Origin of the sequence: Burkholderia sp. 4M9327F10, assembly GCF_005503145.1 — a bacterium.
Lineage (GTDB): Bacteria > Pseudomonadota > Gammaproteobacteria > Burkholderiales > Burkholderiaceae > Paraburkholderia.
The window spans coordinates 44,177-57,484 of the sequence record NZ_SCNV01000056.1 but is presented as its reverse complement, the minus strand read 5'-3'; the positions used below and the strand labels follow the sequence as shown (position 1 = coordinate 57,484).

Annotated in this window: 17 protein-coding genes; 11 read left to right on the top strand and 6 right to left on the bottom strand. The window is 61.7% G+C overall.

What is annotated here, in order from left to right; all coding sequences use genetic code 11:
• Positions 1–37: 37 nt before the first annotated feature.
• Entirely contained in the window at positions 38–1,606 is a 1,569-nt protein-coding gene (locus tag FFS45_RS33250) for a F0F1 ATP synthase subunit alpha (protein WP_137958879.1), read from the top strand.
• Entirely contained in the window at positions 1,603–2,448 is an 846-nt protein-coding gene (locus tag FFS45_RS33245) for a F0F1 ATP synthase subunit gamma (RefSeq protein ID WP_137958878.1), read from the top strand. The genes FFS45_RS33250 and FFS45_RS33245 overlap by 4 nt, the downstream gene beginning before the upstream one ends.
• Positions 2,449–2,485: 37 nt before the next feature.
• On the opposite strand, the gene FFS45_RS33240 is transcribed toward FFS45_RS33245, so the two are convergent.
• Positions 2,486–3,787, bottom strand: coding sequence for a divalent metal cation transporter (locus FFS45_RS33240; RefSeq protein ID WP_137958877.1), 1,302 nt, complete (start codon positions 3,785–3,787; stop codon positions 2,486–2,488).
• 79 nt (positions 3,788–3,866) lie between these two features.
• Positions 3,867–5,579, bottom strand: a complete 1,713-nt coding sequence (locus FFS45_RS33235) for an oleate hydratase (protein WP_137958876.1) — start codon at positions 5,577–5,579, stop codon at positions 3,867–3,869.
• On the opposite strand from FFS45_RS33235, the gene FFS45_RS41935 reads away from it, so the two are divergent.
• On the top strand, positions 5,565–5,720 hold the full coding sequence (locus FFS45_RS41935) for a hypothetical protein (RefSeq protein ID WP_171029818.1): 156 nt from the start codon (positions 5,565–5,567) through the stop codon (positions 5,718–5,720). The genes FFS45_RS33235 and FFS45_RS41935 overlap by 15 nt on opposite strands.
• A gap of 130 nt (positions 5,721–5,850) precedes the next feature.
• Positions 5,851–6,684 carry a potassium channel family protein gene (locus FFS45_RS33230; protein WP_137958875.1) on the top strand — a complete coding sequence of 278 codons (834 nt, stop codon included), beginning with the start codon at positions 5,851–5,853 and terminating at the stop codon, positions 6,682–6,684.
• A 26-nt stretch (positions 6,685–6,710) separates the two neighbouring features.
• On the opposite strand, the gene FFS45_RS42815 is transcribed toward FFS45_RS33230, so the two are convergent.
• The 3 genes from FFS45_RS42815 to FFS45_RS42560 are packed head-to-tail and all read right to left on the bottom strand — an operon-like array spanning position 6,711 to position 7,369.
• The gene (locus FFS45_RS42815) at positions 6,711–6,836 is read right to left on the bottom strand and encodes a hypothetical protein (RefSeq protein WP_283204782.1); all 126 of its coding nucleotides are present in this window, start codon (positions 6,834–6,836) and stop codon (positions 6,711–6,713) included.
• Positions 6,833–6,970 (bottom strand): hypothetical protein, encoded by a 138-nt coding sequence (locus tag FFS45_RS42565; protein WP_249363030.1) that lies wholly within the window; start codon positions 6,968–6,970, stop codon positions 6,833–6,835. The genes FFS45_RS42815 and FFS45_RS42565 overlap by 4 nt, the downstream gene beginning before the upstream one ends.
• Positions 6,971–7,015: 45 nt before the next feature.
• Positions 7,016–7,369: a PAS domain S-box protein gene (locus FFS45_RS42560; RefSeq protein WP_249363029.1), complete on the bottom strand. Its 354-nt coding sequence runs from the start codon at positions 7,367–7,369 to the stop codon at positions 7,016–7,018.
• 257 nt (positions 7,370–7,626) lie between these two features.
• On the opposite strand from FFS45_RS42560, the gene FFS45_RS33220 reads away from it, so the two are divergent.
• From FFS45_RS33220 to FFS45_RS33210, 4 genes are all read left to right on the top strand, one after another.
• Entirely contained in the window at positions 7,627–7,950 is a 324-nt protein-coding gene (locus FFS45_RS33220; RefSeq protein WP_349292337.1) for a hypothetical protein, read from the top strand.
• A 74-nt stretch (positions 7,951–8,024) separates the two neighbouring features.
• A complete protein-coding gene (locus FFS45_RS33215; protein ID WP_137958873.1) occupies positions 8,025–8,483 on the top strand; it encodes a universal stress protein in 459 nt (152 codons plus the stop codon).
• Positions 8,484–8,657: 174 nt separating this feature from the next.
• A complete protein-coding gene (locus tag FFS45_RS42810) occupies positions 8,658–8,786 on the top strand; it encodes a hypothetical protein (RefSeq protein WP_283204781.1) in 129 nt (42 codons plus the stop codon).
• Positions 8,776–9,522, top strand: a complete 747-nt coding sequence (locus tag FFS45_RS33210; protein WP_137958872.1) for a beta-ketoacyl-ACP reductase — start codon at positions 8,776–8,778, stop codon at positions 9,520–9,522. Before FFS45_RS42810 ends, FFS45_RS33210 begins: the two co-directional genes overlap by 11 nt.
• A gap of 129 nt (positions 9,523–9,651) precedes the next feature.
• Here FFS45_RS33210 and FFS45_RS33205 read toward each other — a convergent pair whose 3' ends face one another.
• Complete coding sequence (locus tag FFS45_RS33205; protein ID WP_249363028.1) at positions 9,652–10,641, bottom strand: bifunctional aminoglycoside phosphotransferase/ATP-binding protein; 990 nt, start codon at positions 10,639–10,641, stop codon at positions 9,652–9,654.
• 324 nt (positions 10,642–10,965) lie between these two features.
• Here FFS45_RS33205 and FFS45_RS33200 point away from each other — a divergent pair, with 324 nt between their 5' ends.
• The 3 genes from FFS45_RS33200 to FFS45_RS33190 all read left to right on the top strand — a co-directional run bounded on the left by FFS45_RS33200 (position 10,966) and on the right by FFS45_RS33190 (position 13,292).
• Positions 10,966–12,006, top strand: coding sequence for a zinc-dependent alcohol dehydrogenase family protein (locus FFS45_RS33200; protein WP_137958871.1), 1,041 nt, complete (start codon positions 10,966–10,968; stop codon positions 12,004–12,006).
• A gap of 132 nt (positions 12,007–12,138) precedes the next feature.
• Entirely contained in the window at positions 12,139–12,567 is a 429-nt protein-coding gene (locus FFS45_RS33195; protein ID WP_137958870.1) for an Hsp20/alpha crystallin family protein, read from the top strand.
• 74 nt (positions 12,568–12,641) lie between these two features.
• Positions 12,642–13,292 (top strand): BON domain-containing protein, encoded by a 651-nt coding sequence (locus tag FFS45_RS33190; protein ID WP_137958869.1) that lies wholly within the window; start codon positions 12,642–12,644, stop codon positions 13,290–13,292.
• Positions 13,293–13,308: the final 16 nt, after the last annotated feature.

Genomic DNA, 13,308 nt, shown 5'->3' with positions numbered 1-13,308 from the left:
CTCGTGCAGATCAAAGCGGCCTTACTGAGTGGCGATCATGGGTTCCGCTGACATGATCGACGATCCCTGGCTCGCGGACCAGCGCAATACACTCGCCCAAACGGTTGTGAAGCCGCACGCGCAGACGCTCGGCCGCGTTGAGCGCTTTGGCGATGGCATCGCATTTGTATCAGGACTGCCAGATGCGGCCCTCAACGAGCTGCTTCGCTTCGAAAACGGCGCGACCGGCTTCGCGCACACGCTGGACGCGGACGTCATCAGTGTCGTGCTGCTGGACGACGGCACCGCCGTAGAAGCTGGCTCCTGCGTAACCCGCACCGGCACCGTGCTGGAAGTGCCGGTCGGAGAAGGGTTGCTAGGGCGTGTGATCGACCCGCTCGGGCGGCCGCTCGACCGCGACGATCCCATCGTCGCGGAGTTGCACATGCCGGTCGAACGGCCGGCGCCGGCGATCATCGAACGCGATCTGGTCAGTGAGCCCGTCGAAACGGGTGTACTTCTCGTCGACGCGTTGTTCGCAATCGGCCGCGGGCAGCGCGAGCTCATCATCGGCGACCGGGCCACGGGCAAGACCGCGTTGGCGATCGATACGATCGTCAACCAGAAGCGTTCGGACATGATTTGCGTCTATGTCGCGATTGGCCAGCGCATGACCGCAGTGCAGCGAGTCATCGAATCGGTGCGCCAGTACGGCGCGCCCGAGCGCTGCATCTTCGTTGTCGCCCCTGCGGCGTCAGCGCCGGGGCTGCAATGGATCGCGCCGTTCGCGGGCTTCACGATCGCCGAGTATTTTCGCGATCGTGGACAGCACGCGCTGGTCGTGGTCGACGACTTGACAAAACATGCCGCGACGCATCGCGAGCTGGCGCTGCTGACGCGCGAGCCGCCGGGGCGCGAGGCCTATCCTGGTGACATCTTCTATGTCCATGCCCGCCTGCTCGAGCGCGCGGCAAAGCTGTCGGCCGCACTGGGTGGCGGCTCGCTGACCGCATTGCCGATCGCGGAAACCGATATGGGTAACCTGTCCGCGTATATCCCGACCAATCTCATTTCAATCACGGATGGGCAGATCGTGCTCGACGCCGCGCTGTTCGCGGCGAACCAGCGTCCGGCGGTCGATGTAGGTTTGAGCGTGAGCCGCGTCGGCGGTAAGGCTCAGCATCCCGCTTTGCGAGGAGTGTCGGGACGCTTGCGCCTCGATTACGCCCAGTTCCTGGAGCTGGAGATGTTCAGCCGGTTCGGGGGCCTGACGGATGCGCATGTCGCCGGCAAAATCGCCCGTGGTGAACGCATCCGCGCGCTGATCGCGCAGCCGCGCTTCAGCGCGTTGCGCACGCTCGACGAGATCGCGCTGCTGTCGGCGCTGGCGGAGGGCGTGTTCGATTCGGCACCGCGCGGCATCGTCGCGCACGTGCGGACGCAACTGGCTGCGCATCTGGACACCCAGCGCCTGCAAGCCCAGATTGCGCAAGGTTTGTCGCTGTCGTCGCCCGCGCCGTTGAGCGCCGGCATGCAAGCAGTGCTCGTCGCCGCGGTTCGCGATCTGGTGCAGCAATTCGCGCCGACGGTCGCGAGCGGCGCGGCAAGCAGTGGGGTTGGGCAATGAGCGGAAAACTTACCGAAATCGAAACGCGCAGCGCTACCGCCCGCCAGCTGGACGCTGTCATCGGCGCGATGCGCGGCATTGCGGCAGCACGTTCGCGCGAAGCACAACGGCGGCTGCCCGGCATCCGCTCCGCGGCCTCGACCGTCGGCGCTGCGATCGGTGCCGCGTTGATCCACGCATCGGGCGAACCAGCGCGCGTGCTGAACCACGGCGCACGGATTGTCATCGCGCTGTGCGCGGAGCAGGGCTTCGTCGGCTCGTTCAACGAGCAGATTCTCGATCACGCGCGGACCTGTCTGACGACGGCGCAGAGCGAACTCCTGCTCGCGGGTACGCGCGGCGAAATTGTGGCGAACGAACGCCGCCTGCCGTTTGCCTGGAGCGCTCCTGCGGCCTCCCATGCCGACGATGTGCCAGCGCTCGCGAGCCGGATCACCGATGCGCTTTATACGCGTCTTGGCGATCGAGGCGTGACCCATGTCTCGGTCGTTCATGCCATGCCGGGCATCGCCGCGCACAGCGAGATCGTCGAACGTAGCCTGATTCCGTTCGATTATTCGCGCTTTCATGTTGCGCGGCGCACCCAGCCGCCGTTACTCACGTTGCCTCCTGACCGTCTGCTTGCCGGACTGGTTGAAGCCTACGTGTATGTCGAACTGTGTGAGGCGTTGATGCTGTCGTTCGCCGCCGAGAATGAAGCGCGGATGCGCGCAATGCTGGCCGCGCGCAACAATGTGAAAGAGACGCTTGCCGAACTGACGCAACACTACCGCCAGGTTCGTCAGGATGAGATCACGGCCGATATTGTCGAACTCGCGGCGGGAGCCGGAGCAAGTGTTTGATCCGGTTCGGACGCAACCGCGATCGAGTCGCCTACGTCTACGACGGCAGCAGCATTAGTACGGTGGCCGCGCCCATCACCAGCGTAGCGATCGAGCCGAGAACCATCAGCGGCCGGCTCGCGGTGAATGCGCCCATGACTGACTTTCTGGACACGAGGATCAGAATCACGGCCATCAGCGGCACGGCTACCACGCCGTTAATGACGGCGCTCCAGAACAGCGCCTTCATCGGACTGATCGGCGAATACTGAATGACAAGCGCCGCCAGCACGCTGACGGCGATGATGGCGTAGAAACCGCGCGCATCGCGCACCTTACGCTCCAGACCCTCACGCCAGTCCATCGCCTCGGAGAGCGCATAGGCGCCGGAGCCGGCAAGCACCGGCACGCCGATCAGGCCGACGCCGAGGATACCCAGCGCAAACAGGATGTAGGCAAAATTGCCGGCAAGCGGCCGCAGCGCGCTCGCCGCTTGCGCTGCGGTGGTGATGTCGGTCACACCGGCCACATGCAGCGTGACGGCGGTCGCAAGAATGATGAAGAAAGCCGTGACGTCCGAATAGAACATGCCGGTCCAGGTGTCCCAGCGAATGCGTCGAAGCTCCGTGGGCGCCGCGCTCGCGTCACGCACTAGCGCAACACCACCGCCGTTCACCTGCATCTCTTCGACTTCTTCAGATGCCTGCCAGAAAAAGAGGTAAGGGCTGATCGTCGTGCCGAACACGCCGACGACCACCGCTGCCGCGTTGGCGTTCAGCGTGAGATGCGGCCACAGCGTGCGCAGCGCGACTTCGCTCCACGGTACGTGAACCGTAAATAGCACGGCGGCGTAGGCGAGCAGTGAGACGGTCAGCCACTTAAGAAAGTAGACGTACCGGTGATAAGGGACGAACACCTGCAACAGCAGTGTTCCAAACACAAAGCAGGCGGTCATCAGATGGCGGTTGACGCCGGTCACGAGTTCCGCGACCTCGCCCATGGCGGCGACGTCGGCAGCGATATTGAGGACATTGGCGACGAGCAGCAATAGCACGACGGCCTGAAGCACGATCGGTGGAAATGCGCTCTTGATGTTGGCGGCGAGCCCCTTGCCGGTCACCCGGCCGAGGTTTGCACACATGGCCTGGACGGCTGCCATTAACGGGAAGGCGAGCGGCATCGTCCAAAGCATGTTCAGACCGAACTGCGCGCCTGCCTGCGAATAGGTGGCGATGCCGCTCGGATCGTCGTCGGCGACACCGGTGATGAGGCCAGGGCCGACGCGTGCCAGCGGATGCTCCTTCAGACGTCCAAGAAGCGTGCGAAAGTCTTTGATCTGCGGCGGCCCTTCGATGTCCACTACGTCACCTCGCTGATAGACGTTGGCATGGCTTGCTTCGAAAGCGGCGTACCTTGCCGCACATGGCACGGTGACCGGGCTAGCGGTCACGTAACGTTGAAAACGCCTTGTACACGATCCTAGGGTCATGCTGGCCTTTGTATACTGACGGCGCCACAAGCTCGAGTCCGAGTAGCGCGTATACCGCGTTCTGGGCGGAGCGAACCGAGTATTCAACGGTGAAGACGACATCGTCAGGCAGCTCGCAGAACTGGCCCGTGAACGCCAGATTTTCCCAGCCGTCGGGCACCACGTCCGGCCGGTCGCCCTTGCTGCGCGGCAGGAACTGGCTCGTGATGAAAGGCATCAGGCAGGGAATGCAGTTGGCGTGCTCGAGGATGCCGGATGCCTCTGCCTCGATCCGCAAATGGCCAAGGATCTCGGTCAGGATTTCGCCGCCTGTGCATGCCGACATTGGCTTCCTGACGAAATCGCCCGGCTGGCCGACCCGTAAGCCGTAGCCCCATAGCACCTGCACATCTGCGGGTTGATCGATGAAATGCGGCTGATGCGGCAAAACGATGGACGCGAGCCAACTCGACTCGGCAAAGGTAATCAGGCCGCCTTCCCCCGGCACATTTCCCGTCAGGTCGCGGATCAGCCGGAATAGCGTCGGGTCGCGCAACGTCACCGTAAACGACAACCACTTCGACTCTTCGACATGATCCGCGAAAACGGAAGGGTGACCGAACTCGGGCCGACCCGCGGCGATCGTCTTCCACAGGGCCCAGGCGCCCGTACTGTCGGCCGTATTCAAAGGCACCGGGTGATCCATGCTACCCAGGCTGGAACTGGCGGTCATCGATCCGAGCGTGACGATGACCTTGTCTGCGGCTCCGACCGGTATCTCGAGGCGCTGGTGCGCGGATTCGCAGACGATGCCTCTGACCCGGTTCGCGAGGCCAGTTTCATCAAACAACAGATCGATGACCCGGTTGTTCGGCTGGAACACAACGCCGTGGTCGTCCAGCCAGCGACGTAGCGGCCGGATCATCGAGTCGTACTGGTTATAGACCGTGCGCATGATCCCGTGCAACTGGTTGAATCCGGAGGTCATATGCGCGAAGCGCAGCAGATAGCGCCGGAACTCGGCCACGCTGTGCCACGGCTGGAACGCGAATGTCGTGCACCACATCAACCAGAAATTGGTTTCGAAGAAAGACGCATCGAAGTGATCGGAAATCCGGCTGTTGCCGAGCATGATTTCGGGTTCGATCGATAGCCGGCCCAGCGTCAGCAGGTGCTGTTCGTCCAGTCCGTAAGCGGGAGAATCCTCGCGTTTGCCGTTCCTGACCAGCCGCGACCTGGACGAGGTTCTGATTGTTTCGTTCCAGTCGAAGATCTCCTGCGTCACGCTTTTGCTGCCGTCTAGAGTCGGTATTGACGAGAACAGCTCGTAGGTGCACAGATACTTGCTTTCGAGCATGCGGCCGCCGCGCACGACGTAGCCGCTTTCCGCCGAACCCGAGCCGTCGAGGCTGCCGCCAGGTTTGCCGAGCGCTTCCAGAATGGTAATGTCGCAACCGCGCACGTGTCCGTCCCGGATCAGGAAAGCCGCGGCCGCTAACGAAGCAATGCCGCCGCCGACGAGGTAGAACCTGGCGTCCTCTGGATGGTAACTGTCAACTTTAGCGTTAAGGCCGCGTTCGGGAGTCTTGTCAGAGTTTTGCACGTCGATATTCCTATTAGTGTTCGTCGCCATCCGGATGCAACGGTGCCGCCCGCAGGTGCGCCGCAGATGTCGATCCAACATACCCGCCGCACCGGCGTTTCGATTGAGTTGGATCAAGCAGTGGTCATCAGAGCGCGCCCGATGGCCCACACATCGCGCAATCCGGTTCATGTGCCGCAGACGATTGCAAACGTTGTTTCGGCACATCTTGCAACCTTATGATCCGTATCAAAGCCTGCCGAGGCCGCGCTCATACGATTGAGCACCACGTGGCGTTATCCCGATTGCCGAAGCGGCGACGTCATGAATCAGCGTTGTCAATCAGCGTCGTAACCTCGGATGCGGTGGCGAAATGAACGATCGTTTTCGCGTAGCCGGCCTGGCCGGTGTCGATCCGCATGACAACGTGCGGGCGGTGCGCACATGGCGTTGGTTGCAGTGGGTCCTGCTTGGCTCCAGCCTGCTGGCTATTCCCGCGTTTTATCTCGAACTGGCCGTTGACTCGCCCATGCTTCATCAGATGGGCCGAGTGCTATACGTGTGCATGGTGGCCGGTTTCGCCGCTTCGCTGGCCTGGACGGTGCGTCTGAGCCGCAAACCCATGCGGTTTCTCATGCGAAACCGCTACGACGTTCTGATCGCCGTTGGAGCCGGGGTCAGCGTCGCATGGGGTGTCGCCCCCTGGTCGTCACTCGAGTGGGTTCTGCGCATTCTGTTTATGGGACTGGTGGCGGCGCGAATAGTGGTGTCGCTGCGTGGATTTTTCTCGCCCAACCGATTACTCCTGTTGCTCATAACGGCAGCGGCCCTGCTTGCCTCTGCGGGAGCCGGGTTTTACTGGCTCGAACCAGGCGTGCACACCTACGCCGAGGGCGTCTGGCTCGCATTCGAAAGCAGCGCAACAGTCGGGTACGGAGACATGGCCCCGACTACCCCAGCATCGCGCGTCTTTGCCGCCTTCGTCGTGTTGCTCGGCTACGGTCTGCTATCGCTGGTGTTCGCCAGCATTGCCGCCATCTTCGTCGAACAGGAAGAGCGTCTGCTGCGCCGTGAAATGCATCGCGATATCAAGACGTTGCAAGCGGAAATCGCCTCACTGCGAAGAGAAGTATGCAACTTGGGCGCCATGGCGCATTTCGGTGCCAGTCCCGCGGAGCGAGATTCACCTCCCGGTGCACACGATTGATCCTGATGTATCAGCCAGCGTGCGGATCACGCGGGCAGGGCATAGTGATGCGTGAAATCGTCAGCAAGCCACTCGAGCGCAGCGGCCAGTCCGAGGTCGTCAAGCATCGGCGGGCGCAGGTTGGCAGGGATCCGTCGCAGCGATGCCATCATGGTGTCAATCTGCCGTTGCAGGTTGTCCGTTGCGGCGAGCGCGGCAGGCTCTCGTTGCCGGCGGCCAGCTGACCCTCCAACGCCGCAATGCCCATTTTTGGCGCCTTGAGTTGCTGGCCCAGATCATCGTGCAATTCGCGGACGATGCGCTTTTGCTCTTCTTCGCGTGTGCGCTGAATCTACGCGGATAGCTCAATGGCATGTTCGAGTTCGGCAAGCCGCACGCGTTCGGCCATATCGCGCGTGACCTTGGCCAAGCCGAGCAATGCGCCGGACGGATCATGCACCGCGGTAATCGTGACGCCCGCCCAGAAACGCGATCCGTCCCGGTGTAGGCGCCAGCCCTGGTCTTCCGCCCTGCCGCGCGCCGCAGCAAGGGCCAGTTCATGGCCCGGCTTGTCCGTGGCGACGTCTTCTGGCGTATAGAAAATCGAAAAATGCTGCCCAAGGATTTCGTCCGCGGAATATCCCTTGATTCTCCGGGCACCGCTGTTCCAGCTCGCCAAAGCGTTGATACAAGTCAATTGCTCCATGCCGTTCGCGCCGATGATTCAATCATGCCGCCAGTCGTATGTCGCTACCGCGGCGACCTGATTGCGACGAGATGCGCGCTCGACCGGCCACGCACACCCGGCGAATGAATCTGAAGTTCCGCATAGAGCGGTGAAATTGGCAGCGTCGTTGAGCACTGCTGGCAACGTTGTACCGCCGATCTTCCTAAAGTCGCGAAAGAAGCCGGCCTCACCAGAGAAATCGCGGCACGTCTGGGAGAACAGCGATGGGTGTCGGCATGCAAATCGTCTATCTCGGCTTTGCCGGGACATCGCAGATCGAGGGCGAGGCGGCTACGCAGCTGGTGCGCCTCGAACGGTTCAGCAGGTCTATCGCTGGTTGTCACCTGGCGATCGAGGCTATTCGTGAACGGCCGGAAGGTGCCGGAGCCAGCGCGCCCGCCGCCGATATTCGCCGTCCGGTTTTCGACGCGCGGCTCGACCTGATCATGCGTAACGGAGAGCTCGTGCCGATCGAGCATTGCCTGAACGCCGATCCGAACGTGGCGGTACGGGCCGCATTCGATGTCGCTGAGCGGAAACTCGACCGACGCCCGGTCTAAACGTGGTGCCAGGCAAGCTTGCGTCTATTGCGGCGAGGTGCCTCTTTTTTCCAACACTCCATGAGGAGGGAGTCATGTACGCCAATATTCTGGTGGCGGTGGATGGCAGTGAAGCGTCGAAGCTTGCGGTAGACGAGGGCATCCGGATGGCCAAACTGTCGGGGGGCAAGCTGACGGCGGTCTATGTGCTGGACCAGTCCGGGGCATTCACATATGCGGGGGCCTGCGATCCGCATCTGCTGACCGACACGGCACGCCAGGTAGGGCGCAGCTTCCTCGACGAGGCTTGCGCGAAGATGCAGGCTCTCGGTGTGGCGGGTGATTCGGAGATCGTCGAAACGCAAGGCATCGCCGAGGACATTGCCAGTTGTCTCGCTCGCTGCGCCGAGCGGCGCGGCGCGGAGCTTGTCGTGATGGGCACGCATGGGCGGCGCGGCATGCGACGCATGGTGATTGGCAGCGTCGCAGAGCGTTTCGTGCGGCACGCGACATGCCCCGTGTTGCTGATCAGGGAAGCCTCAGCCGATGCGTGAGTGTTCTTCAACGGCGCCGCCGACCAGATTTTGCGGCGGTGCGCCGCACGCTTGATACACATCAATCGGCCTCCGACGGAGTCGCCTACATTGGACGCACCGCTGCCGCGAATACGACTGCGAGATAGCCGTGCGGAGCGTATGCGATTCATCTGGATAAGACTGGACGGAGCCATGACTACTGAAGCCACCACATCGCTCGATGTGGCGCTCAAGAGAACGCTGGAAGGGCGTGCGCCGTTCGCGGTGCCGCCGTTTGCGAAACTCAACGGTTCAGCTCAAGGAGAACAACATGTCGGCTAAGCGAGTTGCTTTCATCACAGGCGGTATGGGCGGGCTCGGCGCCGCCATTAGCCGGCGTCTGCACGATGCCGGTATGGTCGTCGCCATGTCGCACTCCGAGCGCAACGATCACGTCGCCACCTGGCTCACGCACGAACGTGATGCAGGCCGCCGTTTTCACGCGTACGAGGCCGACGTGACCAGCTTCGACTCGTGCGCACATTGCGCAGAACGCGTGCTCAAGGAGTTTGGCTCTGTCGACGTGCTCGTCAACAATGCTGGCATCACGCGCGATTCGACATTCGCCAAGATGAACAAAGGCGATTGGGATGCGGTGCTGCGCACCGATCTCGATTCACTGTTCAATATGACCAAGCCGTTACTAAACGGGATGGTCGAGCAAAAGTTCGGACGTATCGTCAACGTCGGCTCGGTGAACGGCGCTCGCGGCGCATTCGGTCAGACCAATTATGCGGCAGCCAAGGCCGGCATTCACGGCTTCACGATGTCACTTGCGCTGGAGGTCGCGAAACGTGGCGTAACGGTCAACACGGTGTCGCCCGGCTATCTGGCGACTGCGATGACCGCCGCGATTCCCAAGGACGTCATGGATGCAAAAATTCTGCCCCAAATTCCAGTTGGACGTCTCGGTCAGCCCGATGAGATCGCGGCGCTCGTGGCGTTTCTCTGTTCGGACGACGCGGGTTTCGTCACGGGCGCAGACTTCGCGATCAACGGCGGTATGCATATGCAGTGACAGCCGGAAATCTGCCATGAGTGCCGCTGGGCGTAATTGACAGATTTTTTTAGGGCGAGGTCGTAAACCGTGGACCTACGCCGAAGGCGCACGGCGCGGGTTGACGCTTGGGGTCGGGTTGAACCGTTCTCATGCGTGAAGAGCTTCCGGCAAAGCCGCTGCATGCTGCTCCAGCCTTCGCCGCAGCGCTTCCCAGTACTCGATATGAGCGAAGGCATCAAGCGGCACTTCTGTGTCGAGATACACCGTATCCGCCATTTCCTCAGAGGTAAGCGGCTCCTCGTTTGCCAATTGTTTGACCAGAACGACCGGCCCCGCGTCGGATGCAGTGGGTTGTTCCAACGCACGGGTGCGTACACGCTCCCAAAGCCGACACGTGCGTGCATGGAAATCCAGCACGATGACAGGGATTGACAGCATATTGCCCAAGGCCGCAAAACGTGACGGGTGTTCGTGCTTGAGGAAAGTAGCGTCTACCAGCGCTGGATAGCCAGCCTCCAATACCTGCCGCGTGAGCGTCAGTAGCACGTTGTAGTGGTGGTCGATCGAATGGGCTGAGTATGCGGAAGGAGCCAAATGCCGGGTGGCAACCGGTGCAAACGGACGCGAGCGCTTGCCCTCGCTCTCGCACCAGGCAGGCAATGGGACGGGCACGAGCGTCCTGGTTTCCCGCTCGAACGAATCCAGCACGGTCTGCATCTGCACACGCACCGCAGATACCGAGCCGTAGCGGTGGTTCGGTGGAGTGCGCGCTGCGTGGCGATGAAACGCGGCGAGGCGATCTGCGACCGCGTCTATCTCCGCAAGGCCGAGTTCGCCGCGCGCGAGCATTGCTGAAAACACATCGCGTTCGTTAAAGCGTCGCATTCTGATCGCGTGTTCGACTGCACGCCCGCGCTTGCCGATCTTGCAGACCCGTCCCGTGCGGACGATCGTCTCGACACCGCAATAAAGTTCACCCGCGAGGCGACGGTTCAACCGGACTTCGTCTCGGCATGCACGCTGCCGTGCTGCTGGGCGCGTGAAATCGATAAAGTCCAGGCTGACCGGTTTCTTGAGCTTGTACGCATAGTGACCGACCAGATAGATCACCGAAATATGAGTTTCGATACGATGCATGCGACCTGCTGGATGGCGATACGAACAGGGACGCCGCAACGCTTAATCGATGGCGCGCCAATCGCGCTGCGCAAGGTGTTCGCGTTGCCGTACATGCAGTGGCCGGGGCGGGGGAAAGATGAAATGGTTGGGCATGGTCGGCTCCGGTAAGCAAAGAGGGCCTGTCCAACATAGACCTGCGTCATGCGCCGGAATTGACCGAGATCATACTTTTCGCCCGTGCTTGGGACGATGCGTATCGCTTGATGCATGTCAATTGCTGCGGCGTTCGCCGTCCTAAAGTCTGTCATACAGCATGTTCGTTTCTGGCAGCGGAGGCAGTCCATGAAAGCATTGGTGTATCACGGTCCCGGCAAGAAATCACTCGACGAACGGCCCATTCCGCAGCTCGTCGCGCCTACCGATGCGATCGTCAAGATGACACGCACGACGATCTGCGGCACCGATCTGCACATTCTGAAAGGCGATGTGCCGACCTGCGAGCCGGGGCGTATCCTCGGCCATGAGGGGGTTGGAGTCGTAGAGCAGATCGGCTCGGCGGTGTCGTCGTTCAAGCCCGGCGACCGGGTGTTGATCTCGTGCATTTCGTCGTGCGGCAAATGCGATTATTGCCGGCGCGGCATGTATTCACACTGCACCACCGGCGGCTGGATTCTCGGCAACAAGATCGATGGCACCCAGGCCGAATATGTGCGCATTCCACACGCCGAGACCAGCCTGTACCCGATTGCCGCTGGTGCCGACGAAGAGGCGCTTGTGATGCTGTCGGACGTCCTGCCGACAGGCTTCGAATGTGGTGTTCTGAACGGCAAGGTGCAGCCCGGCAGCACGGTGGCGATCGTCGGGGCCGGTCCGATCGGCCTTGCAGCGCTGCTGACCGCCCAGTTTTACTCGCCGGCACAGATTTTGATGATCGATCGCGATACGAACCGTCTCGAAGTCGCGAGCCGCTTCGGCGCGACTGCATGTATCGACATCGGCCACGCCGACCCGGTCGCCGAAGTGATGAAGCTGACCGGGCAGACCGGTGTCGATTGTACGATCGAGGCGGTCGGCATACCCGCAACGTTCGAGTTGTGCGAAGCGATAGTCGCGCCCGGTGGCGTGATCGCGAATGTCGGCGTGCACGGCGTAAAGGCCGATCTGCACCTCGAAACGCTTTGGGATCGCAACATCGCGATTACCACGCGCCTCGTCGATACCGTCAGTACGCCGATGCTGCTCAAGACCGTTCGTGCTGGTCGCATCGATCCGGCGAAACTCATTACACACCGCTTCCAGCTCGAGGATGTTGCCAGCGCTTACGACACGTTCGGCCGCGCGGCCGAGACGCACGCACTGAAGGTAATCATCGAGGTCTCCTAGGCAGCGTTGCTTGCGCGGGCAGATGCGCGCAACCTGTCCAGGGGAATGCCGAGGCCCGGCGCGCAGTGCGGTCGAGCCACTCAACGCAGTCCAAATTCCATGACGTTCATGGATGAATCAAGGAGTTATACGATGAGCAACTTGACTCGTTTTGACCCGTTTCAGCTTGAACCCATGTCGGAACTCTTTCAGGGATTGTTCCGTCCGCTACGTGCTGCGGGCGGCGATGCACCTCTGGCCGACATCAAGGTAGATGTGACGGAAAGCGATACCGCGTACACGGTGAAGGCAGAATTGCCGGGCGTCGAAAAGAACGATATCGACGTGAAAATCGACGGCAACCTGCTATCGATCAGCGCCAGGATCGAACGCAATCAGGAACTGAAAGAGGGCGAGCGCGTAGTTCGGCGCGAACGATATTCGGGGTCGGTCAGCCGGTCGTTTTCGCTCGCGAGCGAGATCGACGAAGCCGGCGCGACGGCGCAGTATAAGGACGGCGTCCTCTCGTTGACGCTGCCCAAGAAGGCGGCTTCCGAGCGCAAGCGTCTGCCGATCAGCTGATCAGCACCGCGCCGCGCCGGCGGCTGCACGTCCAGGCGCAGCTGCGTTTTTTGCAGGTCATCAAGGAGCACGCAATGAAGTCGGACACGGAATTGCAACGGCAGGTCGAGGACGAGCTGGCGTGGGATCCGGCAGTTGACATCACGGATATCGGCGTTGAAGTGCGCGACCGTGTGGTGACGCTGTCCGGGCACCCAACCAGCTACGCCGAGAAACTCGCGGCGGAAAAGGCTGCGCAACGGGTGGCTGGCGTGAAGGCGGTCGTGGTGGAGATGGACATCCGCTTGCAGCATACGGACGTACGGACCGATGAGGACATCGCCAACGCCGTTCGCACCATCTTGCGCTGGACCGTCGGCCTGTATGAAGACGCTGTCAAGGTTCAGGTCGAGAAGGGCTGGGTGACTTTGAGCGGCGAGGTGGATTGTGCTTATCACAGCCATGTCGCTACGCGCACCGTTTCGCACATGCGCGGTGTGACGGGCGTGTCGAACATGATGCGTATAGGCGGTGCCGTCGCCGCGCAGGATATCGGCAATCAGATTAGCGAGGCACTGCAGCGCCATGCCGACCGAGAAGCGAAACACATCGCGATCAAGGTACATGAAGGCACGGTTACGCTGACGGGTAAGGTCGACTCCTTTGCCGAGCGGTCGGCCGCGCGCGGGGCGGCATGGTCGGCGCCGGGCGTGCATGCGGTCGTCGACAACCTGACGGTTGGATAACTTGGCGCGAGGGGCC